Annotated in this window: 21 protein-coding genes and 1 other annotated feature; of the genes, 18 read left to right on the top strand and 3 right to left on the bottom strand. The window is 48.2% G+C overall.

Going from position 1 to position 23,570, the window contains the following annotated elements:
- The first annotated feature begins 62 nt into the window (after positions 1–62).
- The 7 genes from QMA39_RS07135 to yajC all read left to right on the top strand — a co-directional run bounded on the left by QMA39_RS07135 (position 63) and on the right by yajC (position 5,171).
- Entirely contained in the window at positions 63–641 is a 579-nt protein-coding gene (locus QMA39_RS07135) for a BofC C-terminal domain-containing protein (protein ID WP_281658280.1), read from the top strand.
- A 162-nt stretch (positions 642–803) separates the two neighbouring features.
- Entirely contained in the window at positions 804–1,421 is a 618-nt protein-coding gene (gene ruvA / locus QMA39_RS07130; RefSeq protein WP_206935334.1) for a Holliday junction branch migration protein RuvA, read from the top strand.
- An 18-nt stretch (positions 1,422–1,439) separates the two neighbouring features.
- A complete protein-coding gene (gene ruvB, locus QMA39_RS07125) occupies positions 1,440–2,441 on the top strand; it encodes a Holliday junction branch migration DNA helicase RuvB (RefSeq protein ID WP_281658279.1) in 1,002 nt (333 codons plus the stop codon).
- Positions 2,438–2,635 carry a DUF2905 domain-containing protein gene (locus QMA39_RS07120; protein ID WP_027955281.1) on the top strand — a complete coding sequence of 66 codons (198 nt, stop codon included), beginning with the start codon at positions 2,438–2,440 and terminating at the stop codon, positions 2,633–2,635. The genes ruvB and QMA39_RS07120 overlap by 4 nt, the downstream gene beginning before the upstream one ends.
- 63 nt (positions 2,636–2,698) lie before the next feature.
- A complete protein-coding gene (gene queA, locus QMA39_RS07115; RefSeq protein ID WP_281658278.1) occupies positions 2,699–3,724 on the top strand; it encodes a tRNA preQ1(34) S-adenosylmethionine ribosyltransferase-isomerase QueA in 1,026 nt (341 codons plus the stop codon).
- A 33-nt stretch (positions 3,725–3,757) separates the two neighbouring features.
- Positions 3,758–4,894: a tRNA guanosine(34) transglycosylase Tgt gene (gene tgt / locus QMA39_RS07110; protein WP_035532109.1), complete on the top strand. Its 1,137-nt coding sequence runs from the start codon at positions 3,758–3,760 to the stop codon at positions 4,892–4,894.
- Positions 4,895–4,910: 16 nt separating this feature from the next.
- A complete protein-coding gene (gene yajC, locus QMA39_RS07105; protein WP_027955284.1) occupies positions 4,911–5,171 on the top strand; it encodes a preprotein translocase subunit YajC in 261 nt (86 codons plus the stop codon).
- Positions 5,172–5,208: 37 nt separating this feature from the next.
- Here yajC and QMA39_RS07100 read toward each other — a convergent pair whose 3' ends face one another.
- Positions 5,209–5,592: a TIGR04086 family membrane protein gene (locus QMA39_RS07100; protein ID WP_027955285.1), complete on the bottom strand. Its 384-nt coding sequence runs from the start codon at positions 5,590–5,592 to the stop codon at positions 5,209–5,211.
- A gap of 124 nt (positions 5,593–5,716) precedes the next feature.
- Between QMA39_RS07100 and QMA39_RS07095 the strand changes: the two genes are divergently transcribed.
- Positions 5,717–7,006: an ArsB/NhaD family transporter gene (locus QMA39_RS07095; RefSeq protein WP_027955286.1), complete on the top strand. Its 1,290-nt coding sequence runs from the start codon at positions 5,717–5,719 to the stop codon at positions 7,004–7,006.
- Between the two features lie 55 nt (positions 7,007–7,061).
- Positions 7,062–7,718 carry a DUF421 domain-containing protein gene (locus tag QMA39_RS07090; RefSeq protein WP_206935326.1) on the top strand — a complete coding sequence of 219 codons (657 nt, stop codon included), beginning with the start codon at positions 7,062–7,064 and terminating at the stop codon, positions 7,716–7,718.
- A gap of 234 nt (positions 7,719–7,952) precedes the next feature.
- On the opposite strand, the gene spoVB is transcribed toward QMA39_RS07090, so the two are convergent.
- Positions 7,953–9,509 (bottom strand): stage V sporulation protein B, encoded by a 1,557-nt coding sequence (gene spoVB, locus QMA39_RS07085; RefSeq protein WP_281658277.1) that lies wholly within the window; start codon positions 9,507–9,509, stop codon positions 7,953–7,955.
- 113 nt (positions 9,510–9,622) lie between these two features.
- Between spoVB and QMA39_RS07080 the strand changes: the two genes are divergently transcribed.
- From QMA39_RS07080 to dtd, 7 genes are all read left to right on the top strand, one after another.
- On the top strand, positions 9,623–9,916 hold the full coding sequence (locus QMA39_RS07080; RefSeq protein WP_035532011.1) for a post-transcriptional regulator: 294 nt from the start codon (positions 9,623–9,625) through the stop codon (positions 9,914–9,916).
- Between the two features lie 138 nt (positions 9,917–10,054).
- Positions 10,055–12,337: a protein translocase subunit SecDF gene (secDF, locus tag QMA39_RS07075; protein ID WP_281658276.1), complete on the top strand. Its 2,283-nt coding sequence runs from the start codon at positions 10,055–10,057 to the stop codon at positions 12,335–12,337.
- Between the two features lie 126 nt (positions 12,338–12,463).
- Entirely contained in the window at positions 12,464–12,784 is a 321-nt protein-coding gene (locus QMA39_RS07070; RefSeq protein ID WP_027955291.1) for a lipopolysaccharide assembly protein LapA domain-containing protein, read from the top strand.
- Between the two features lie 56 nt (positions 12,785–12,840).
- Entirely contained in the window at positions 12,841–15,174 is a 2,334-nt protein-coding gene (gene recJ / locus QMA39_RS07065) for a single-stranded-DNA-specific exonuclease RecJ (RefSeq protein ID WP_281658275.1), read from the top strand.
- Complete coding sequence (locus QMA39_RS07060; RefSeq protein ID WP_027955293.1) at positions 15,164–15,676, top strand: adenine phosphoribosyltransferase; 513 nt, start codon at positions 15,164–15,166, stop codon at positions 15,674–15,676. The genes recJ and QMA39_RS07060 overlap by 11 nt, the downstream gene beginning before the upstream one ends.
- A 136-nt stretch (positions 15,677–15,812) precedes the next feature.
- Complete coding sequence (locus QMA39_RS07055) at positions 15,813–18,017, top strand: bifunctional (p)ppGpp synthetase/guanosine-3',5'-bis(diphosphate) 3'-pyrophosphohydrolase (RefSeq protein ID WP_027955294.1); 2,205 nt, start codon at positions 15,813–15,815, stop codon at positions 18,015–18,017.
- A gap of 15 nt (positions 18,018–18,032) precedes the next feature.
- Complete coding sequence (dtd, locus tag QMA39_RS07050) at positions 18,033–18,479, top strand: D-aminoacyl-tRNA deacylase (protein ID WP_027955295.1); 447 nt, start codon at positions 18,033–18,035, stop codon at positions 18,477–18,479.
- A 55-nt stretch (positions 18,480–18,534) separates the two neighbouring features.
- Here the strand turns inward: dtd and QMA39_RS07045 are convergent, their stop codons facing one another.
- Positions 18,535–20,049 carry an SH3 domain-containing protein gene (locus QMA39_RS07045; RefSeq protein WP_281658274.1) on the bottom strand — a complete coding sequence of 505 codons (1,515 nt, stop codon included), beginning with the start codon at positions 20,047–20,049 and terminating at the stop codon, positions 18,535–18,537.
- Between the two features lie 161 nt (positions 20,050–20,210).
- Positions 20,211–20,431, top strand: a binding site (T-box leader).
- 65 nt (positions 20,432–20,496) lie between these two features.
- Between QMA39_RS07045 and hisS the strand changes: the two genes are divergently transcribed.
- The gene (hisS, locus tag QMA39_RS07040; protein ID WP_206935311.1) at positions 20,497–21,777 is read left to right on the top strand and encodes a histidine--tRNA ligase; all 1,281 of its coding nucleotides are present in this window, start codon (positions 20,497–20,499) and stop codon (positions 21,775–21,777) included.
- A 1-nt stretch (position 21,778) separates the two neighbouring features.
- Positions 21,779–23,560 carry an aspartate--tRNA ligase gene (gene aspS, locus QMA39_RS07035; protein ID WP_281658273.1) on the top strand — a complete coding sequence of 594 codons (1,782 nt, stop codon included), beginning with the start codon at positions 21,779–21,781 and terminating at the stop codon, positions 23,558–23,560.
- Positions 23,561–23,570 lie beyond the last annotated feature (10 nt).

Below are 23,570 nucleotides of genomic sequence, written 5' to 3'. Positions count from 1 at the left end.
TCTATGATAATAACTTCTATTTCTGGACACAATGGAAATAGAAGTTATTTTTATTTGGGAGGGTGAGTGCTGTGAAAGCTGTCGCCTATGGAATCATCAGCTGGCTTCTCGTATGTCTGATTCTTGCTTCCTGTTCTCCCGCTGTTCTGGAAGGGAAGGACCACAGCCTGATGAGAAGTGTGGACCCGACGGAAAAAGGAGCATCAGAACCGAGCGTCGAAACGCTGGTCCAGGCTGAACCTTTGGAATTGACGATTGTCATGAAGGAGCACTACCTCGATGGAGTGGTGGAAACAACAACCAAACAGGAAACGATCTGGTCGATGGTGGATTTCTGGGCTTCATATGAAGGCTGGAGAGTGGAAAATCAGGAGCTGGATCGTATTGTTTTTCAACGGCAGGTGGAAGATATATCACCACTGACTAAACAACACGGATATTTTGGATTGAATGAGGACGGCGAACTGGCCGTTTTTCAAGGGATTCCCAACGAAGGGAAGGTCATCGAGTCGTTCAAGCCGATTCCTGTAAAACCGTTGGAGTCGAAGCGTATCGATGTATTGAAGAACGGCATAAAGATTAAGGACTCCGTCCACTTTGAGCAGGTGGTCCACCAATATTCAGAAGAAAAGCAGATGTAAGGACAAACAGCCGCAGCCTGTCTGCGGCTGTTTTCGGTGTGGAAGCTCTCCCACTTTCACTGGTTTTACCCCCTTCATTTTCCGTGCGTGTACATAGGCGAACATATGGTTCTATGTTACAATAAGAGGGTTAAGACTAGAGAGCAGGAGAGGTTGCAGCAGATGATAAGTTATATCAAAGGTCAGCTGACGACGCTTGAAGAAGGGTCGATCACGATAGAAGTAAGCGGGATCGGTTACGAGATTTTATGTGCCAATCCTTTTCATTTTGAAACACAGATGAATAAAGAAGTGAAAGTACATACGTACCACTATATCCGGGAAGACAACCAATCGTTGTATGGATTTAGGAAAAAGGAAGATAAACAGTTGTTCGGCCAATTGCTCAACGTATCCGGGATCGGACCGAAAGGAGCACTGGCTATTCTCGGAACGGTCAGTGTACCGGAGTTTGTTTCTGCAATTGAGCAGGAAGACGAAAAATACCTGACTAAATTCCCTGGTGTCGGTAAGAAGACAGCCCGTCAGATGATCCTTGATTTGAAAGGCAAGCTGATTGTATGGCTGCCGGATGAGCAGAACGAAGAGACCTTGTTCTATCAGGAGGATTTGACGTCGCGTGAGAAGCGAGAGCTGATCGATGATGCTATTGAAGCCTTGAAGGCGCTTGGATATACAGAGAAGGAAGTGAAGATGGTCCGCACCCAGCTTGAGAAATCCAAGCAGGGTACCGTGGATGATTACGTAAGACAAGGACTTCAGATGTTGATGAAATCATAAAGAAAAGGAGGGATATCCATGGATGAACGGATGATATCCGGTGAGCAGCAGCAGGTCGATCAGGATCTTGAGCTGAGCCTGAGGCCGGAAAGGTTAAGCCAGTACATCGGACAGGATCAGGTGAAGAACAACTTGAGCATCTTTATTGAAGCCGCTAAAATGCGGGAAGAACCGCTTGATCACGCCCTTTTGTACGGGCCTCCGGGACTTGGTAAAACGACGCTCGCTTCGATCATCGCCAACGAGATGGGTGTGCAGTTCAGGACCACAGCGGGTCCTGCCATCGAACGGGCCGGGGATTTGGCTGCTATTTTATCCTCTCTTGAGCCGGGGGACGTCCTTTTCATTGATGAAATCCATCGGCTTCCCCGTTCCGTTGAGGAAGTGCTTTATCCAGCGATGGAGGATTTCTGTCTTGATATTGTCGTCGGGACCGGGCCGAGTGCAAGGTCTGTACGCCTCGATCTCCCTCCCTTTACGCTTGTAGGGGCAACGACAAGGGCGGGGCTCTTGTCCTCACCGCTCCGGGACCGTTTCGGTGTACACAGCCGCCTGGAATATTACGATACGAAAGCGCTCTGTTCCATTGTAGAACGGACGGCGGAAATTTTTTCTGTATCGATTGAGAAGGATGCTGCTGTTGAAGTGGCCCGCCGTTCACGCGGAACCCCCCGGATTGCCAACCGGCTCCTGAAACGGGTCCGGGATATTGCCCAGGTCAAAGGTGAAACCGTCATCTCCAAAGCGACAACGAAGGAAGCGCTGAGGATGCTTCAGGTCGACGCAGAAGGCCTGGATTTTATTGATCATAAACTACTGATGGGTATCATGGACAGCTTTCAGGGCGGCCCTGTGGGCCTGGATACGATTGCAGCGACGATCGGCGAGGAATCGCAGACGATCGAAGATGTATACGAGCCGTATCTGCTGCAGATCGGTTATATCCAGCGCACACCGCGCGGCCGGGTTGTGACCCCGAAAGCCTATGCCCACTTTAACAGGGAGGTGCCCGGCTCTTGACGGGGTTTGGCAGAATCTTTATTGTTATAGGGATTGTGTTTATTGTCATAGGAATCGTGTGGAGTCTGTTCGGCAGGCTCCCTGGTGACCTTTCTTTTAAAAAAGGAAATGTCACATTTTATTTTCCGATTATGACCTCGATTATTGCGAGTATTGTTTTATCTTTGATTTTTTATTTGATTCGAAGATTTTAGCAGCACCTGCAGGAAACGGGCACGAGGAAAGAAGAATTATCTCAGGAAGAATAGGGGATTTGTATGGATATTAAGCAGTATGATTTCGATCTGCCGGAAGAGCTGATTGCGCAGGTTCCGCTTGAGGACCGCTCCTCTTCCCGATTGATGGTCTGCGACCGCAGCACAGAGAACATTGAGCATAAGCATTTTGCTGATATTACGGAAGACTTGAATTCCGGGGACTGTCTTGTATTGAACGACACACGTGTCCTTCCAGCCCGGTTGTTCGGAGCAAAGGAAGACAGCGGAGGGAAAGTAGAAGTGCTGCTTCTGCATCAGACAGAGGAAGATGAATGGGAAGTTCTTGTGAAACCAGCGAAGAAGGTGAAGGAAGGAACGAAAATCGTCTTCGGGGGCGGAAAGCTGACGGCTGAATGTACGGAAATCCAGGAGCATGGCGGCCGGAAGGTGAAGTTCAGTTATGAAGGCATCTTTCTGGAAGTCCTGGAATCCCTTGGAGAAATGCCGCTGCCTCCTTACATCAAAGAGCAGCTCTCGGACAGAGAACGGTACCAGACGGTCTATGCAAAAGAAGAGGGCTCGGCAGCGGCTCCAACAGCGGGGCTTCATTTTACGAACGCTCTTTTAGAGGAGCTGCAGAAAAAAGGGGTGGAGCTTGCCTACCTGACACTGCATGTTGGTCTTGGAACGTTCCGCCCGGTGAGCGTCGATCATATCGAAGAGCATGATATGCATGCGGAATTTTATCAGCTCAGCCGCGAAACCGCCGATCAGCTGAACAGGGTACGCGAAAACGGCGGAAGAATTATTTCTGTGGGTACAACGTCCACCAGAACACTGGAGACGATCATGAGGGACCACGGAACGTTTACAGAAGCGAGCGGATGGACGGATATCTTTATTTATCCCCCGCAGAAGCTTCAGGCCATCGACGGGCTGATTACGAACTTCCACCTTCCAAAATCCACGCTCATCATGCTGGTGAGTGCATTTGCCGGGCGTGACTTCGTAATGGAAGCCTATCACCGTGCTGTTGAGGAGCGCTATCGTTTCTTCAGCTTCGGGGATGCTATGTTTATTAAATGATCAGGATGATCTATGGAAGAAAGGATAGGAAAAATGGCAATCACATATGAATTAATAAAAACTTGTAAGCAGACAGGCGCGCGCCTCGGAAAAGTCCATACACCACATGGCTCTTTTGAAACGCCGATGTTTATGCCTGTCGGTACTCTTGCTACAGTGAAGACGATGAGTCCCGAGGAACTCGAACGGATGGGGGCTCAGATTATCCTTTCCAACACGTACCACCTGTGGCTCCGTCCCGGGGAGGATATCGTGGAGGAAGCCGGCGGCCTTCATAAATTTATGAATTGGAACGGCTCCATTTTAACGGATTCCGGCGGTTTCCAAGTGTTCAGCTTGAGCGACCTGCGGCAGATCGAAGAAGAGGGTGTGCACTTCCGTAACCACATCAGCGGAGAGAAGCTGTTCCTTTCTCCTGAAAAAGCGATGCACATTCAAAACTCTCTTGGCGCGGATATTATGATGGCCTTTGATGAATGCCCGCCGTATCCAGCTGAACACAAATATATGAAAGACTCTGTAGAACGGACGAGCCGCTGGGCAGAAAGATGTCTGGAAGCTCATAAGCGTCCTCATGATCAAGGCTTGTTCGGAATCATCCAGGGCGGCGAATACGAAGACCTTCGTCAGCAGAGCGCCCGTGATCTGACGTCCATGGACTTCCCCGGCTATGCTATTGGAGGATTGTCTGTAGGGGAGCCGAAAGACGTCATGAATCGTGTGCTCGACTTTACGACACCGCTTCTTCCGGACCAAAAGCCCCGTTACCTGATGGGCGTCGGTTCACCGGATTCCCTGATCGACGGAAGCATCCGCGGCATTGACATGTTTGACTGTGTCCTGCCGACACGTATTGCCAGGAATGGTACATTGATGACCTCCCAGGGCCGTCTCGTTGTCCGCAATGCGAAATATGCCCGCGATTTCCGCCCGATTGATGAAAATTGTGACTGCCATACGTGCCGGAATTACAGCCGGGCGTACATCCGTCATTTAGTCAAAGCCAACGAAACTTTTGGTTTTAGACTTACGACTTATCATAATCTTTATTTTCTGTTAAACTTAATGAGGCAAGTGCGTGAAGCCATTAGAGAAGATCGACTCGGTGATTTTAGAGAAGAATTCTTTGAACAATATGGTTTCAATAAACCAAATGCAAAGAACTTTTAGAAAGGGGGAATAATAGATGGACACATTAGTAGGCCTGTTACCGATTATTCTAATGTTTGTCATTTTCTATTTCCTATTGATCCGTCCGCAGCAGAAGAAACAGAAACAAGTGCAGCAGATGCAGTCGGATTTACAGAAAGGTGACAAGATCATTACTATCGGAGGAATGCACGGTACGATACATGCGATTGACGAAGGTACCCTTGTTATCAGTGTACAGGATGGAACGCAGATGAAATTCGACCGTTCATCCATTCGTGAAAAAGCCAGCGAATAATACAGAACCCCGCTCATGGAGCGGGGTTTTATATTTTTTACCGCTTTGCTGTTTTTTTAGGCAGGTTCACCCCGATCATTCCCCCGAGCCATGCAGCAAGGATCAGACCTCCGAAATAGCTGAGCTGCGGCAGTGTTACCATAGTATTTTCAAAAATGATTTGGAATAAGGCCATCGCCCCTACAAATACAGCACCGGTCAAGACGCCGGCCAGCCATCCTTTCTGTTCTCCTTTATAGGCGGCCGCCCCACCTCCGAATGCCAGAATACTGATTCCGACGATTAATGCGAGCTGGTTCAATGTGCCGTATTCCATTTCTGTCAGCTTCAGTAAGCCGGCCAGTACCCCGGAAAAAACAATCATCAGGATAAAGATGGAACCAATCCCGTAGCCCAGCACACCCTGCATCATTTTCTTCATATCGACCCTCCTGGATTCAGCTTGTCACTTTCACTATATGCGCAAAATCCATAGAGATAGAAGCAGATATTTCTGCCTTCCCGTGAATACGTATATAAAAAGTCCGTATAAAAGGGGAAGATCTATGTCAACCGTACTGGCAATTCTCATATTTACTGCAAGTTACATCCTCATCATGACAGAGAAACTGAACCGGGCACTCGTGGCTGTTGCCGGCGGCGTCCTTTTATTAATGACGAAGGTTTACGCGTGGGAGGATGCTTTCGGGTTTATTGACTGGGAAACGGTCGCCCTCTTGTTCTCGATGATGGTCCTTGTCTCCATTACAAAGAAAACCGGTATTTTTTCATTTATGGCTGTCCGACTCGTCCAGCTCGTCCAGGGGCGGCCTGTTCCACTGTTGATCGTCACCGGCATTTTTACCGCAGTAGGCTCTGCCTTTTTAGACAACGTGACAACAGTACTTTTATTTGTTCCAGTTCTCCTGTCCCTCATCGATGAGTTGAAGCTCCCTGCCTTTCCTTATTTGATTACGACCATTTTCAGCTCCAATATCGGCGGGACAGCGACGCTGATCGGTGATCCGCCCAACATTATGATCGGACAAGCCGTAGAGCATTTCAGTTTTGTCTCCTTTATGTACCATCTTGGTCCTATCGTTATTGTCATTTTTGTAGTCATGATGGCTGGAATAATCCTTTTATACCGCAAACGACTCGTTTATGATGAAGCACTGGCCCGGCGGTTGATGGAGAGAAACGCCAAAGCCGATTTGAAGGTCACCCCGCTTCTTTTCCAATCGATCGGTGTCCTGCTTCTGACCATTACAGGATTTATGATGCACCCGTTCATCCATATGGATATTACGACCATCGCTGTCAGCGGTGCGCTCCTGCTGTTGTTCCTCTCTGAAAAAGAGCTTGACGTGGAGCATGTGTTTCAAGAGGTGGAGTGGGTCACGTTATTCTTCTTCATGGGACTGTTCATGCTGGTTGGAGGACTGGAGACGGTCGGCGTCATTGATGAAATGGCCCGTGGAATGGTCTGGCTTTCCGGCGGGGACCTGCCTGTGACCGCCATGGTCATGCTGTGGAGTGCAGGAATCTTGTCAGGGGTCGTGGATAACATCCCATTCGTGGCGGCTATGATCCCTGTCGTTCAGGAGCTTCAAGGCTATGGAATGATGAACGTGGATCCTATTTGGTGGGCGCTGGCGCTTGGGGCGTGCCTTGGAGGAAATGGGACGTTGGTGGGAGCTTCTGCCAACGTCGTTGTAGCCGGACTCGCGGCAAGCCACAACAAGCCGATTCCTTTTCTGAAGTTTTCTCTGTACGGAATTCCTGTTCTGCTCGTATCCCTGCTCATCTGCACTGTGTATATCTGGTTCCGGTATCTGCTTCCGTTCCTGTCATAAATTTTGAAAAATAGGTGATGTTAACAACAAAGGCACGGAAGAGGAAAGGTCGTGGATGGACGTGCTTGTCATCTCTGTAATTTTTCGAACTCTCATTACCTATCTGATTATTCTGCTCGTCTTCCGGTTTATGGGCAAAAGGGAAATCGGAGAGCTGAGTGTCATGGATCTTGTCGTATTTATCATGCTGGCTGAGATTGCTGTTTTCCTTATCGAAGAGCCTGATGAAGAAATCTGGAAGGCGATTGTCCCTATGGCGGTCCTCCTGGCGATACAAATCGGCAGCGCCTGGATTTCTCTTAAAAATCAGTCGTTCAGAAACTGGTTTGACGGAAAGCCCTCTGTGATCATCAAGCATGGAAGAGTGGACGAATATGAAATGAGGCGGCAGCGTTATAACTTCAATGATCTGCTTCTGCAGCTCCGCGAGCATGGCGTTCACGAAGTGCAGGATGTGGCATATGCCGTTTTAGAGCCTTCAGGGAAACTGTCTGTTTTTGAGAAAAAGGAAGATGGAACCTCTGATTACGCAGTCGTTTTAATAGCAGACGGAGAGATTCAAAAGAGCGGTCTGAAGATCATCGGAAAAAGCAGACGCTGGCTGCTGGAACGGCTCCACCATCAAGGGTACAACGAGGTGAAGGAAGTCTCTCTCTGCACGATAAATGATCAGGGAGAGCTTCAGTTTGATCAAAAGAATGAATTCCATTAAAACAGCTGCCTGCAGGGCGGTTGGTGCAGGACCGTTTGTCATTGAAAGGATGCCATGGACACGCGAAACAAACATAAGCTGAAAAGAGGAGGATCTTCTGTTGAATAGAAGATCCTCCTCTTTTCTTTTCAAAATGGTTCAATGCTTGTCTATAGCAGGCAGGGAGACCTGATTTCTATTAAGTAAACATGGAACGGGTACAAAAATCCATGCCGCTCCAGGAGGCCCGGATCCTTATTTTTTTGGCAGGATTCTCTTCCAGGGGATCATTTTCCATTCTTCATTTCGAATCAGCTGGAACACATACGTCAGAAGCAGGTATAGGATAGCAAGCCCGCCACCCATAATGAGCAGCTGGGAAAGCGGCCGGGTTTCATCGAGCCAGTTGTTTTTCCAAATAAAACCGACGATACCGGTCGTTCCGATGACGATAAAAAATTTAAAGAACAGTAGAAATGGAAAACGGAGGACGTTGTATTTCACAAGAACTTGAAGATGGAGCAGGGTGACAATGACAACACCGACACAGATGGCCGCTGCCGCTCCGTGAATGCCGAATTCAGGACGGGAGGTAAGAGCGACAAGGACGACGAATTTCACAACCGCTCCAATGAGGGTGTTCCACATAGCCGGACGTGCAAGATCAAGAGCCTGCAGGGCGGCCTGGAGAGGCGTCTGGATATAATGTAGCAGGAAGAAAGGGGCCATGAACTGGAGCATGAAAGAAGCATGGCTTGTCCCGTATACAGCGGTTAAAATCACGACAGGGAAAATCATGAACACAATCGTGATTAAACCGCCGGAAGCGATCGATAGACGGATGGACTGCATAATCCTGTAGCGGATGGTTTCCTTGTTACCTTTGGCTGCGGCTTCGCTGATGGAGGGGACGAGTGCTGTAGAAAGGGCATGCGTAAGAAACGTCGGCAAAAAGAGAAGCGGGAGCACATAACCGGTTAATTCTCCATAAAGTTTTGTGGATTCTACAGCTGCAAAACCGGCAAGGGCCAGACTCTGGGCGACAAGGATTGGTTCGAAAAAGTAAGTCAGCGAACCGATAAAACGACTGCCGGTCGTAGGCAGGGCAATGGTCATCAGCTCATTTAACGTCTTCCGCCCTTCGCCAAGATTCTTTTTCCATGATTTTCTCAGCCGGAAGCTTTTATGAACATTGAACTGCCTGAGCATATACAAAAGCGAGATCAATTCTCCAAGGACAGCGCTTCCCATGGCACCGGCAGCTGCATACTGGACACCATATGGATAGAGCATCTTCGTAAAAAGAATGACCGATCCGATGCGGACGATCTGCTCAATGACTTGGGAAACAGCCTGCGGTTTCATGTTCTGCCTTCCTTGGAAATACCCGCGGATGACAGAGCTGACGGCAATGATCGGTATGATTGGTGTAACCGCAAGCAGCGGGGAAAGTGCCCGTGCATCCGTTAAAAAGTGTTCAGCAATGACAGGGGCCAGCATGAAAATACCGATTGTAAATACAATGCTTAATGTTGTGGTGACAGCGAGGGATACAATCAAAATCCGCTTGATTTTCCCTTCGTTCCCTGTAGCCTCTGCTTCTGATACACGTTTGGAAATCGCTACGGGAAGTCCGAACTGGGTGATGGTAATCGCCATGATTAAGGTCGGGAGGGCCATCATATAGAGGCCGACGCCTTCCGGGCCCATGACCCGTGCCACGACTATGCGGTTCACAAAGCCGAGGAACCGGGTAATTAATCCGGCGGCAACGAGGATCAGAGCCCCATGCAGAAAAGTTTGTTTAGACATATTTCGATCCGCCTTCTCAAAGAAATGAAATTCCGATACAATGAAGTATATGCTCAATCGTGGACAAGGCATGACTACGGATTCTACGAAATGATGAAGTGAGGAGTATCGATATGGAACCTTATAAGCGTGTCGGATTGTGGAAAAAGGAAGTAGCTCCTGTGACAAAGAGTAAAGCGGAGGAATTCAGACTGCTTGGTTATCCGCGTGCGACAGAAGCGGAAATCTGGAATTGTCTGATGTCCAAAGTGTGGAAAGGGGAGCCGGAAATGAGGCTTCACCAGGTGGTTCAGGATATTTTTCATTTATCCAGTCATACATACACAAGTTATTTGACGGTTGAAGCCTATCAAAATGATGATCTGCTCGCGTCTATTGAAGCACTCAACCAGACAGAATCGGAATAAAAACACAGCTTTACACGGATGCTGTTGCGAAAAAAGTAAAAAGTAGTAGAATAGGGACGGGAAAGACCGGACCCTGTTTTGTACAACCATACGGGGCCATTCCCCGTGCTGGGATACATAAAGGAGGAGCAGAAGCGAATGGTGAAACGAGGGCGGATTGTCGCCTTTTTCATCGTGGTGCTGTTGTTGGCAGCTACGATTGGGACGACGATTACTGGAGTTACAAAAGATATCAAATTAGGACTGGATCTGCAGGGCGGCTTTGAAATTCTTTATGACGTAGAGCCTCTCAACGAAGACCAGGAAGTGAATGAGCAGGTATTGGAAGCCACGGCGGAATCATTGAGTCAGCGTGTCAACACGCTCGGAATCAGTGAAACCAACATATCCATTGAAGATAACGGGCGGATCCGTGTGCAGCTGGCCGGTGTGGAGGACCAGCAGACGGCAAGGGAACTGCTTTCCACAACAGCGGAATTAACATTCAGAAGTACAGATGGAAAGCTGTTTCTTGACGGATCCGATTTAGTGGAAGGGAGTGCCCAGCAGTCCTTCGATCCAAATACAAATGAACCGGTCGTAACTTTGAAGGTGAAAAGCGCCTCCGAGTTTTACGATGTTTCAGAGGAAGTTTATAATACACTGGATGATCCATCGACCCCTTACCCGGACGATCTGCTTGTCATCTGGCTGGATTACGATGAGGATACATCCTTTGCAGAACAGTATGGTTCAGCGGATCCTGAATACATTTCAGCACCGTCCTTCCGGGAGAATGGACCGATCCGCAGCAATTCCATTCAGATCAGCGGCGACTTCACCGTTGAGTCAGCCCAGCAGCTGGCCGACGTTTTGAATGCAGGTTCTCTGCCTGTGAATCTGGAAGAAACGTATTCCAATTCCGTCGGGGCGCAATTCGGGGAACAGGCGATGAACAAAACGATCATCGCGGGAGTGATCGGCGTAGCCGCTATTTTCCTGTTTATGATAGCCTACTACCGGTTCCCGGGTGTCATAGCATCTCTGACGCTGTCCGTCTATATTTATTTGATTTTAGTTGTGTTTGAATTGATGAACGGGGTTCTGACCCTCCCGGGAATCGCTGCCTTGATTCTGGGTGTGGGGATGGCCGTCGATGCCAACATCATTACTTATGAACGGATCAAAGAAGAACTGAAATCAGGCAAGTCGCTGATGTCTGCCTATAAAGCAGGGAATAAGCGCTCGCTGTCCACCATCATGGATGCAAACATAACCACGTTGATTGCGGCCGGTGTGCTGTTCATTTTCGGTACAAGTTCGGTAAAAGGCTTCGCTACAATGCTGATCGTCAGTATTTTGGTGAGTTTCGTAACAGCGGTATATGGCACGCGCCTGTTTATGAGTTTGTGGGTGAAGAGCCGCTTCCTCAATAAACGTCCGCGCTGGTTCGGAGTTAAACCGGAGCAGATTCAAAATATCGAAGATGGTGGAGAAGTGGATGCCACCTTCATGAAGCGTTCCTTTAACTTTGTAGGCAAGCGGAAGTTGTTCTTCACGATTTCCATTGTTCTGATCGCAGCTGGTGTTCTTGCGCTGTCTGTTTTCCGACTCAATCTCGGCATAGATTTCTCCAATGGTTCCCGTGTCTCCATTTTATCGGACGGGGATATAACCGCTTCTCAAGTGGAGGAGACAATGGAAAGTGAATTTGATGTTTCTCCTGAGCAGGTCGTCATTTCAGGGGATAACAATGAAATTGCCGTTGCGAGGTTTGATTCTGAACTGAGCAAGGACAAAGTAGCTGACATCCAGTCGTACTATGAAGAGGAGTTCGGTAGTACACCGAATATCAGTACAGTTTCTCCAATTGTGGCTAAGGAACTGGCGAAAAACGCAGCGCTTGCTGTTCTCTATGCTTCGATTGGAATCATCATCTATGTAACGATCCGGTTTGAAATATTCTTTGCGATTACCGCCATTATCGCTCTGCTGCATGATGCGTTCTTCATTCTCGCCTTCTTCAGCATTACAAGGCTGGAATTCGATATCACGATTATTGCAGCCATTCTCACCATCGTCGGTTATTCTGTCAACGATACCATCGTTACGTTTGACCGGATCCGGGAGAACTTGAAACTGAAGAAGAAAGTCAAGTCCTTTACGGAGCTGGCTAAGATTGTGAATGACAGCTTAATGCAGACCTTGGCTAGAAGTTTCAATACGGTGATTACGGTCATCTTTGCAGCGGTTATGCTGCTCGTCTTCGGTGCCTCATCGATTACGAATTTCTCTTTCGCCCTTGTCATCGGACTACTGGCAGGAACATATTCGTCCCTGTTTATTGCGTCCCAGCTATGGCTCGTCTGGCGCGGAAGAAATATCAAAGATAAGCCGATCAACTATGTGAAGAAAAAGCGTAATGACGGACCTCAGGTGTAACCGTTCCTTCGGGGAATGGAGTATGGTCCTGATCAAGCGGTCTTTCCTGGTGGAAAGACCGCTTTTTGTTTGTTTAGAGATCGGGTATATCTTTAGTGATAGGATATGAAAAAGGAGAGATGCTCTATGAAAGGTCAAACGTACATCATTTCAGCTCTTATTTTTGCTGTTGTCATTGCTGTGTTTGCGGTCATCAACGTCGAGTCTGTGCAGGTCAATTATCTATTCGGAACCGGGGAGGCTCCATTAATTCTTGTTATTCTCGTTTCCGTGCTGCTTGGAGGTCTTGCTACAGCCTCTGTAGGGGCCGTCCGCTACTTCAGATTAAGAAGAGAGAAACGCTCCTTGCTGGAAAAACTGCAGGCATTCGAGAAGGAAAACGGAGAGAAAACAGAGCCCGCCTCTGAAGCCGGTGAAGAGAATGACTCCAGGGAAAACATCACATAATTGCATTTGCTACCCCTGATCCGCTCTTGTATAATAGATGGGTCAGGGGTGAACTTATGATAGAAAGTAAGATGAAATGGAAAATTACATATAACGATCCGGTCCAGGGAGATAGAAGCAGCCGACCGGGCGGACTGACGCCGCTTACGAAGCAGCTGTTGGAAAAGCGGGGGATTTTTGAGCCGGAGGCGGAACAGCGTTTCCTGCACCCGTCTTTTGAGCAACTGCATGATCCATTTCTGATGGAAGGGATGGAAAAGGCTGTTGCACGCGTGAAAGAGGCTGCCGCAGCCGGTGAGTCTGTGCTTGTGTTCGGCGATTATGATGCAGACGGGGTCAGCTCCACTACCCTTATGATTGAGGCGCTGAGAGAGGCTGGGGTGGAATGCGACTTTTATATTCCCAACCGTTTCACAGAAGGATACGGCCCGAATAAGGAAGCCTTCCAATTTGCCTTCGATTCCGGGTATGGCGTCATTATAACCGTCGATACAGGAATTGCTGCAGTCGAAGAGGCGGCGTTTGCCAAAGAGCTGGGTCTGGATTTAATTATTACCGATCACCACGAAGTCCAGGAAACCCTTCCCGATGCGTTTGCCATCATCCATCCGAAAACATCAGCGGATTACCCGTTTCAGGAATTGGCAGGCGTCGGCGTTGCTTTTAAATTCGCTCACGCCCTTTTAGGAGAATGTCCGAAGCATTTTCTTGATCTTGTTGTCATCGGCACCATTGCGGACCTTGTCCCTCTTGTTGATGAGAACCGCGTCCTTTCCTACTTTGGTCTAAAGGCGATCTCCCAGTCCAAAAGGCCGGGGATTCAGGCCCTTCGGAATGTCTGTTCAATTGAAGGGGAGATGGATGAGGAAACGATCGGTTTCACCATCGGCCCGAGAATCAACGCTGTCGGCCGTCTTCAGGACGCCGCTCCGGCGGTTGACCTATTGTTGTCCGAAAGTTTGGAAGAGGCTCAGGAAATGGCCGCTTTTATCAACCAGTTGAATCAGGAGCGTCAAAAGATCGTGGCTGCCATTGCCAAAGAGGCAGAAGAGATGGTTGTGAATGAACAGGGCGTGGCTGATGAAGTCATCGTTGTAGCCAAGGAAGGATGGAATCCTGGTGTACTCGGTATTGTAGCTTCCAAGCTTGTCCGTCAGTTTGACAGGCCCGCCATCGTTCTTGGCGTTGATTCCGAAAAAGGGGTAGCCAAAGGTTCGGCCCGTAGTATCGATGCCTTTGATATGTTTACCAATTGTATGGAAGTCCGTCACCGGTTCCTTCATTTTGGGGGACATGCCCAGGCAGCAGGAATGACCGTAGAGCTGGATCAGCTGGATGCCTTGAGAGAAGACTTGATCGGCATTGCACGGAAAAAGCTGTCTGCTGACGATTACCAACAGGTGCTTGACATAGAAACCACTGTAGCTGTGGACGATGTCTCTCTGAAGCAGATTGAAGAAATTGATCAGCTCCGGCCGTTCGGTATGGGTAACCCTAAGCCTTTGTTTCATCTCAAGCATACCCCTAAAGAAGTACGGTTGATAGGAAGCAAAAAAAACCATCTGAAATTCCAATTCCAAGGTGAACAGGTAAAAGTGGACGGCATTGCTTTTGGCCTTGGAGAGTTGTATACACAGCTGTCTCCGCATGCTGTTATGGACTTTGTCGGGGAGCTGGGTGTCAATGAGTGGAATGGAAGGAAAAACCTTCAGGTCATGATCAGGGACATCAGCGTAACAGAGTGGCAGCTTTTTGATCACCGCGGGTCCAGGCATCTTGAAAAAAATATAGCTGTGCCGCTACAGGAAAAGTATGGGGCTGTAAGTTTCCAAGATAAAGAGGCAGCCCCGTTCGACCTCCCCGTTCTGAAACCGGAACAGGTCATGGATGAATCTTCGTGGGACGGCCTTCTGATTCTGGATCTGCCGCGGGAAATGAAGGAGCTGACATCCATGCTGGAGGCCGTTCAAGTGAAGAAGGTGTATGCCTGCTATCACCTGGAAGAGAGTACCTTCCTAAAAACATGGCCGTCACGGGACCACTTCAAGTGGTTTTATGGTATGCTGTTGAAGCGCGGCCGTTTTGACATGAATAAAGAAGCGGATCTTCTGGCCGGGAGAAAAGGCTGGGACCGATCCATGGTGGAATTTATTTCAGAGGTGTTTTTTGAACTTCAGTTTGTTAAAATAAAAGATGGGATTTTAACGGTTGAATCCGAACCATCTCAAAAAGATTTACGTGAATCTTCGCTTTACATCGAACGCGAAGAACAGTTGAAAATGGAACAAACGCTATATTATTCCACATATAAAGAATTGAAGGAATGGTTCGACCGCTATCTGAACCAACGTTCGAAGCAAGTCAAGGAGGAAGTAGTTAATGGATTATAAAGAACATATTGCAATCGTACAGGACTGGCCGAAAGAAGGCGTCCAGTTTAAGGACATCACCCCATTGATGGATAACGGCCCTGCCTTTAAGTCCGCTGTTGATGAGATTGTAGAGTATGCGAAACAGCTGGAAATTGATATTGTCGTAGGTCCGGAAGCGCGTGGCTTCATCGTAGGATGCCCGGTTTCCTATGCTCTTGAAATCGGCTTTGCGCCGGTACGTAAGGAAGGGAAACTCCCTCGTGAAACCATCAAAGTGGATTACGGTCTGGAATACGGCAAAGATGTCCTGACTATTCACAAGGATGCCATCAAGCCTGGTCAGCGTGTTTTGATTGTGGATGACCTGCTGGCTACTGGTGGAACGATTGAAGCGACCATTGACCTTGTTGAGCAGCTGGGTGGAGAAGTAGCCGGATGCGCGTTCTTAATTGAACTTACGTATTTGAATGGCCGTGAAAAATTGAAAAACAACGACGTATTGACGTTGATGCAATATTAATAGAAAAGAGTGCCCTTTCTTTAGGGCGCTCTTTGTTTTACAAGCGCTTGAAGTGTATGACTTTACAAAGAAGGTGCTTTTTTTGATAATGATGACAAATAACTTTAGAAAGTCTTAAAGGAATCAGGGTGATTGAATGGCGAAAGATACAGTTCTAACTGCGGAAGAGGTCATAGAACAGGCGAGTCAGTATTTAAACGAGTCGGACCTGGCTTTTATTCGCCGTGCCTATGCGTTCGCAGAAGAAGCGCACAGCAGTCAATTCCGCAAATCCGGTGAACCTTATATTATCCATCCCATTCAGGTTGCAGGGATACTGGTCAATCTGGAAATGGATCCTGAGACGGTTGCAGGGGGATTCCTGCACGATGTTGTGGAGGATACGGATATTACACTGGAGCAGATTGAGGAAGCTTTCAATGAAGAGGTTTCCATGCTTGTCGATGGCGTTACCAAATTGGGTAAAATCAAATACAAGTCCAAGGAAGCTCAGCAGGCGGAAAACCATCGGAAAATGTTTGTAGCTATGGCGAAGGATATGCGTGTCATCCTTATTAAGCTGGCTGACCGTCTGCATAATATGAGAACACTGAAGCACCTTCCGGCTGAAAAACAGCGGAGAATTTCCAATGAAACGCTGGAGATTTTCGCTCCGCTTGCCCATCGTCTTGGGATTTCAACGATTAAGTGGGAGCTGGAAGATACAGCGCTCCGGTATTTAAATCCGCAGCAGTATTACCGGATTGTTCACTTGATGAAGCAGAAGCGGAACGAACGTGAGCATTACATCGAAGAAGTGATCGATGAAATCCGTGAACAGCTGGACGATGTGAACATTGGTGCCGATTTAAACGGAAGGCCGAAGCACTTGTACAGCATCTACCGGAAGATGGTGCTGCAGAACAAGCAGTTCAATGAAATCTATGACTTGTTAGCCGTTAGAATTACCGTGAACAGCATTAAGGACTGTTACGCAGTTCTTGGAATCATCCATACCTGTTGGAAACCGATGCCCGGCCGTTTCAAGGATTACATTGCTATGCCGAAGCCGAACCTTTATCAGTCCCTTCATACAACAGTGATCGGCCCGAAAGGCGACCCGCTGGAGGTTCAGATCCGTACCCATGAAATGCATGAAATTGCCGAGTACGGAATTGCCGCCCACTGGGCTTATAAGGAAGGCAGGCAGACCGTATCCGGACAATCGTTTGAAGAGAAATTGACATGGTTCCGTGAGATTCTGGAGTGGCAGAGTGAAACCCATGATGCCGAAGAGTTTATGGAATCGCTGAAAGTCGATCTCTTTTCCGACATGGTCTATGTCTTCACGCCGAAGGGGGACGTCATAGAACTTCCTTCCGGCTCTGTCCCTGTAGACTTTGCTTTCCGTATTCACACAGAAGTGGGGAATCAGACAATCGGCGCCAAGGTCAACGGAAAAATGGAGCCGCTGGACTATGAGTTGAAAACCGGTGACATTGTGGAAATCATGACGTCCAAGCATGCATACGGCCCTTCAAAAGACTGGATTAAACTGGCCCAGACATCTCAGGCTAAAAACAAAATCAAGCAGTTCTTCAAAAAGCAGCAGAAGGACGAAAATACGTCCAAAGGGAAAGAGCTGGTGGAACGGGAAATCCGGAATTTCGGTCTTCAGCCGAAAGATGTATATACGCAGGACAACCTGAACCGAGTGTCTGAGAAGTTCAATTTTGCCAATGAAGAAGATATGTTTGCTGCTGTCGGATACCAAGGCATAACTGCGGCTCAGATTGCTACCAGACTTACGGAGAAGATAAGGAAGCAGAAGCAGAAGGAGCAGGATCTTGAGCAGACCCTGGCTGATGTAAGCACAACGGAAATCAAGAAGCCTTCCAGAAAAGGTAAAAAGGATTCCGGGGTCCGCGTCGAAGGTGTCGACAATCTGTTAGTGCGGCTTTCCAAGTGCTGCAACCCGGTACCCGGCGACGATATCATCGGCTATATTACCAAAGGGCGTGGAGTGTCGGTTCACCGTACCGACTGTCCGAACGTCCACACAGAGGAAGCGCAGACACGTCTTCTTCCTGTGAAATGGGAGACATCGGTCACCGATTCCAAACAGTATCATGTCGATTTGGAAATCTGGGGCTACGACCGGAGAGGCCTGTTGAACGAAGTGCTGCAGGCGGTCAATGAAACGAAAACCAATATTACTGCTGTTTCGGGTAAATCAGACCGGAATAAAATGGCGACCATCCACATTACGATTCTGATTCAGAATACAAATCATTTGAGAAAAATTGTGGAACGGATCAAACAAATACAGGAAGTATACACGGTACGCCGTGTTATGCAGTAAAAAGGGGAATAGAAGATGAAAGCCGTTGTCCAGCGTGCGGTTGATGCTTCTGTTACTGTTGAAAATGAAACGGTCGGAAGTATCGAGCGCGGTCTCGTAATCCTGCTTGGGGTTACACATGAAGATACAGAGGAAGACGCCCGTTATTTAGCTGATAAGATTCCTCATTTGAGGATTTTTGAAGATGAGCACGGGAAAATGAATCATTCTCTTAAGGACGTCGAGGGGCAGATGCTGTCCATCTCCCAGTTCACGTTGTATGGGGATACGCGTAAAGGCCGCCGGCCGAACTTTATGGGGGCTGCCCGGCCCGATACAGCCGCTCAGCTCTATGAGTCCTTTAATAAGATGGTGATGGATCAGGGAGTCCAGGTGGAAACCGGTTCTTTCGGAGCGATGATGAATGTGCAGTTAACGAACGAAGGACCTGTCACTCTTATTCTGGATAGTAAAGACCGATAAAAAACAGCTGCGGGAACGATTCCCGCAGCTGTTTTTGTTTTGTTATAAGTCCAGCTTATTTAAAATATTGAATAAGTCCCTGGACAACCCCCTGGCTGACTTTCTGCTGATAGGAGGATGTACGTACGGTCTGCTCTTCACGGGCATCCGAAATGAAGCCGAGCTCCAATAGTGCAGATGGTTTCTGGTTCTCGCGGATAACATGGAAGTTGCCGTATTTAATTCCGCGGTCCCGCAGTCCCGTTTTTTGGACCATGCCTGCCTGAAGCGCTGAGGCAAGGTTTTTGTCTCTGGAATGATAATAGTACGTATTCAATCCGGTTGCTGAAATATACAAAGGAGCACTATTGTAGTGAAGACTGATGAATGCGTCGGCACTGGAAGCGTTGGAGTAGTAAGTCCTCGCTGATAGAGCGACATACTCATTGCTGCTTCTTGTCATCAGGACGTCCGCACCAGCCTGCTCCAGTTGTTTCTTCAAAATAAGAGCTGTACTCAACGTCAGATCACTCTCGTAACTTCCGGCTCTTCCAACGGCGCCTGAATCACGCCCGCCGTGACCGGGGTCAAGCATAATCGTTTTTCCTTTCAAAGATCCTGAAGAATAATTGGTATGCTGGGCGCCTTTTGTCGTTTCCGTGACAATCCATCCGGCGACATAGGCTGTACTGCCGTTGAATTTGATCTTATACCAGCGTCCCTCTTCAGCGATAACATCAAATTGATCGCCCTTATGAGCCTGACCTACAACTTTATATCCTGTCGATGGACCACTGCGGATATTGGTGTAGTTATAGTCCAGTGTGACGGCTGCATTCGCCGTTGTCGTCCCTGAGGAGCTGTTTCCGCTCACAGGATCGACGAGCCAGCCGGCCACCCAGCCTGTCCGGCCGTTTCCCCACTTGATCTGGTACCAGCGATCCTTTTCGTTTATGTATTCATAAACCTCGCCTTTTTTAATCTGCGTCAGGATGGTCCCATTGGTTGAATTTTGACTACGAACATTCAGGACCGGTGTGTCTACTTCAATCTTTCCAATAACAGATTGACTGCCGGAGCTTTCATTGGATGACGAGCTTCCGGATGAAGAAGTGGATGATTTCTTCTGGGCCAGATAATCCCCATGCACCCAGCCTTTGATGCTGCCGTGCTGGATATACACCCATTTCCCGCTGGATTTCTGCGGAGTTACGACATCATTCTTCATCAAGTACCCTTTGATTTTTCCGTCCAGTCCCGCCGAAGAGCGGATCCTTAAGTAATCATACTTGGAATAATACGTACCGGAAGCCTGTGAGGTTTCCTTCTTTACAGTGGTAAGCCATTTAGCTACCCATCCGGTTTTGCCATTCCATTTGATTTTCAGCCAGTTGTTCTGCTCTTTGACGATGGTGTACGTTTCGTTGGCGTGCACCTGGCCGATCCGGTTGTAGCTTGTATCAGGACCTGTTCTTACGTTCAGGTAATCCACCTGAATGACGGCTTGATCCGCATGCACCGTCCTGCTTTCAGCTTCCAGCATGCTGAAAGCTGCTAATAAAAAGACAATAAGAAAAAGTCCTTTTTTCAATATTTTTCCACCTCCTATTTCAATAAGCTCCTTTCACTATTCGACAAAAGACTTTGGTATCCTTCAAAGTTTGTGAATTTTTTTCATACTTTTATCGAAGCATCAACTTGACATAAGTGGAAAGGAGAATATATGATAGAAATCAATTCTAACATGAAACGAAAAAACCGTTGAGGGAAAAAGTAATCAGCACCCATGCGGACAGAGAGGGAATACCATAGGCTGAAAGTATCCCCCCGTCACGTGCAGACGAAAGACATTCCTTAGGTTCTATGTCGAAATCCTTAGAGTAGGCATAGACGTACACAGGCGTTAACTGTTTTGAGCGGGAGCTGCAGGAAGCTCCAATCAGGGTGGCAACGCGGTTAAATCCGTCCCTTTTCCGTAACAGGAAAAGGGACGGATTTTTTGTGGGAAAAAATGGTTGAAATGACAGGAGGAATAATTATGACGATCAATGCACCGAGAGGTACGCAGGATATTCTGCCGGGTACATCAGAAAAATGGCAGTACGTGGAGCAGAAGCTGGTGGATTTGTGCCGCCGCTTTAATTATAAAGAAATCAGAACCCCGATTTTTGAACACACAGAGTTGTTTCAGCGGGGAGTAGGTGACAGCACAGATATCGTACAAAAGGAAATGTACACATTTGAAGACCGTGGGGGGCGCAGTATTACCCTTCGTCCGGAAGGCACCGCCTCTGTAGTCCGGGCTTATGTCCAGAACAAAATTTACGGCCTGCCGAACCAGCCGTCCAAATACTTCTACATGGGGCCGATGTTCCGGTATGAGCGTCCACAGCAGGGAAGAATGCGCCAGTTCGTTCAGTTCGGCATTGAAGCACTCGGAAGCGACGATCCGGCGATCGATGCAGAAGTACTGTCCCTTGCTTTGAATTCCTACAGGGAACTCGGCCTCTCCTCCTTGAAACTGGTATTGAACAGCCTTGGGGATGCAGAAAGCCGTGAAGCTCACCGGGCGGCGCTTGTCCGTCACTTCGATCCACATCGTGAAGAGCTGTGTTCCGATTGTCAGGTACGCCTTGATCAAAATCCGCTGCGTGTGCTGGATTGTAAAAAGGACAAGGATCACCCGGCCATGAAAACGGCTCCTTCCATCCTGGAATACTTAAATGACTATTCTAAAGATTATTTTGAGAAAGTGAAAAGTTACCTGGATGCGATGGGTATTGAATATGTCATTGACCCGAATCTTGTACGAGGTCTTGATTATTACAATCACACCGCTTTTGAAATCATGAGTGAAGCAGAAGGGTTCGGTGCGATTACGACATTAAGCGGAGGCGGCCGTTACACAGGGCTTGTTCAGGAAGTCGGAGGCCCGGAAACGTCCGGCATCGGTTTTGCAATGAGCATTGAACGCCTTCTGATGGCTCTGGAGGCTGAAGGTGTTGAGCTGCCTGTCGATGAGGATCTGGACTGTTATGTCGTGGCTCTTGGCGACGAAGCGCAGGTCGAAGCGGTCCGTCTTGCAGATGCCATGCGTCTGGCCGGTCTTCAAGTCGACAAGGATTATCTGGGTAAGAAAATGAAAGCCCAGTTCAAGTCGGCGGATCGCTTGAATGCGAAATACGTACTCGTCCTGGGAGAACAGGAACTTGAAAACGGGGTCATCAATGTGAAGGAAATGGCCACAGGTGAACAGAAGGAAATCGAACTTGGTTCGGTGATTGAATATATGAAAGAACAGATGGCAGGAGGAAAGTAAGATGACACGAACTCAAAGCGGAACGATCCGCAAAGAACATCTAGAACAGGAAGTTACTTTAAAAGGCTGGGTGCAGAAGCGTCGGGATCTGGGCGGTTTAATTTTCATTGATCTGCGCGATCGTTCCGGACTGGTACAGGTGGTATTCAACCCTGAAACATCCGTAGAAGCTCTCAAGACAGCGGAAGACGTAAGAAGTGAGTATGTACTGGAAGTCAAGGGGCATGTGGTTGCACGTGATCCTAAAACGGTCAATGTGAATCTTGGAACCGGGGAAATTGAAGTCGCTGCCCAGGAAGTGACGATCCTTAACAAGGCTAAAACTCCTCCATTCATGATTGAAGAGCAGTCCGAGGTATCTGAGGACCTCCGCTTGAAATACCGTTATCTTGACCTTAGAAGAAAAGAAATGCAGGAAACGTTCAAAATGCGTCACCAGACGACCCAGTCCATCCGCAGCTTCCTTAACGAAGAGGAGTTTCTGGATATGGAAACGCCGATGCTTACGAAGAGCACGCCGGAAGGGGCCCGTGACTACCTTGTTCCGAGCCGTGTACATGAGGGTGAGTTTTATGCGCTGCCGCAGTCCCCTCAGTTATTTAAACAGCTGTTGATGATTTCAGGTTTTGAAAAATATTATCAAATTGCGCGCTGTTTCCGTGATGAAGACCTTCGTGCCGACCGTCAGCCCGAATTCACTCAGGTGGATATTGAAACATCCTTTATGACTAAAGAGGATATCATGGCCATGACAGAGCGGATGATGAAGCGCGTCATGAAAGAAGTCAAAGGACTTGATATTGAGACGCCGTTCGTACGTATGCCCTACACAGAAGCGATGGAACGATTTGGTTCAGACAAACCGGACACCCGGTTCGGACTTGAACTGGTCAATCTTTCAGACGTTGTGAAGGATTCTGGATTCAAAGTCTTCCATAGTGCGGTAGCATCCGGAGGACAGGTCAGCGCCATCAATGTGAAGGGACAGGCGGATGCCTTTTCCAGAAAAGATATTGATAAGCTGACCGAAGACGTCAAAGTGTACGGAGCGAAAGGACTGGCCTGGTTGAAAGTGAAGGACGGGGAATTCAACGGTCCAATTGCCAAATTCTTCGCTGAAGAAGAGGCTGGAGCCATAAAAGATAAGCTTCAAGCGGAAGACGGAGACCTCCTTCTGTTTGTTGCGGATAAAACGGAGATCGTCTGGGACAGCCTCGGTTCACTTCGCCAGAAACTTGCGCGCCGCCTCGACCTTATCGATGAAACGAAATTCAACTTCTTATGGGTAACCGACTGGCCGTTATTCGAATACGACGAAGAAGCCGGCCGCTATTTCGCAGCTCACCACCCGTTTACGATGCCTGCCGGCGGGGATCTGGAGGAATTGAAGAAAAACCCTCGTGATGTGATGGCGGAAGCGTATGATATCGTGCTGAACGGATATGAGCTTGGCGGTGGCTCCCTTCGTATTTATGAAAAAGAAATGCAGAATGAAATGTTTGATGTGCTTGGTTTCAGCAGGGAAGAAGCGGAAGAGCAATTCGGCTTCCTGCTTGAAGCTTTGGAATATGGGACGCCTCCACATGGAGGAATTGCCTTTGGTCTTGACCGTCTTGTGATGCTTCTTGCCGGACGGACAAACTTGAGGGATACCATTCTGTTCCCTAAAACGGCCTCTGCGTCCGATCTATTGACGGAAGCCCCCGGCACGGTCAGTGAAGCTCAGCTGGATGAACTTCATCTTCAATTGAAGCCGCCGGAAACATTGAAATCCGACCAGTAAATTTTCATCT

Source organism: Halobacillus sp. Cin3, from assembly GCF_947311855.1.
In the GTDB taxonomy this organism is placed as follows: Bacteria; Bacillota; Bacilli; order Bacillales; family Halobacillaceae; genus Halobacillus; species Halobacillus kuroshimensis.
This window is presented reverse-complemented; position numbering and strand designations above follow the sequence as displayed.

Excerpts from the sequence above, each read along its gene's own strand:
- tgt (WP_035532109.1), top strand. The coding sequence starts at position 3,758 with ATGGCAATCACATATGAATTAATAAAAACTTGTAAGCAGACAGGCGCG.
- ruvA (WP_206935334.1), top strand. The coding sequence starts at position 804 with ATGATAAGTTATATCAAAGGTCAGCTGACGACGCTTGAAGAAGGGTCG.
- QMA39_RS07080 (WP_035532011.1), top strand. The coding sequence starts at position 9,623 with ATGGAACCTTATAAGCGTGTCGGATTGTGGAAAAAGGAAGTAGCTCCT.
- QMA39_RS07100 (WP_027955285.1), bottom strand. The coding sequence starts at position 5,592 with ATGAAGAAAATGATGCAGGGTGTGCTGGGCTACGGGATTGGTTCCATC.
- aspS (WP_281658273.1), top strand. The coding sequence starts at position 21,779 with ATGACACGAACTCAAAGCGGAACGATCCGCAAAGAACATCTAGAACAG.
- hisS (WP_206935311.1), top strand. The coding sequence starts at position 20,497 with ATGACGATCAATGCACCGAGAGGTACGCAGGATATTCTGCCGGGTACA.
- yajC (WP_027955284.1), top strand. The coding sequence starts at position 4,911 with ATGGACACATTAGTAGGCCTGTTACCGATTATTCTAATGTTTGTCATT.
- ruvB (WP_281658279.1), top strand. The coding sequence starts at position 1,440 with ATGGATGAACGGATGATATCCGGTGAGCAGCAGCAGGTCGATCAGGAT.
- QMA39_RS07090 (WP_206935326.1), top strand. The coding sequence starts at position 7,062 with ATGGACGTGCTTGTCATCTCTGTAATTTTTCGAACTCTCATTACCTAT.
- QMA39_RS07060 (WP_027955293.1), top strand. The coding sequence starts at position 15,164 with ATGGATTATAAAGAACATATTGCAATCGTACAGGACTGGCCGAAAGAA.
- spoVB (WP_281658277.1), bottom strand. The coding sequence starts at position 9,509 with ATGTCTAAACAAACTTTTCTGCATGGGGCTCTGATCCTCGTTGCCGCC.
- secDF (WP_281658276.1), top strand. The coding sequence starts at position 10,055 with ATGGTGAAACGAGGGCGGATTGTCGCCTTTTTCATCGTGGTGCTGTTG.
- dtd (WP_027955295.1), top strand. The coding sequence starts at position 18,033 with ATGAAAGCCGTTGTCCAGCGTGCGGTTGATGCTTCTGTTACTGTTGAA.
- recJ (WP_281658275.1), top strand. The coding sequence starts at position 12,841 with ATGATAGAAAGTAAGATGAAATGGAAAATTACATATAACGATCCGGTC.
- QMA39_RS07055 (WP_027955294.1), top strand. The coding sequence starts at position 15,813 with ATGGCGAAAGATACAGTTCTAACTGCGGAAGAGGTCATAGAACAGGCG.
- QMA39_RS07070 (WP_027955291.1), top strand. The coding sequence starts at position 12,464 with ATGAAAGGTCAAACGTACATCATTTCAGCTCTTATTTTTGCTGTTGTC.
- queA (WP_281658278.1), top strand. The coding sequence starts at position 2,699 with ATGGATATTAAGCAGTATGATTTCGATCTGCCGGAAGAGCTGATTGCG.
- QMA39_RS07095 (WP_027955286.1), top strand. The coding sequence starts at position 5,717 with ATGTCAACCGTACTGGCAATTCTCATATTTACTGCAAGTTACATCCTC.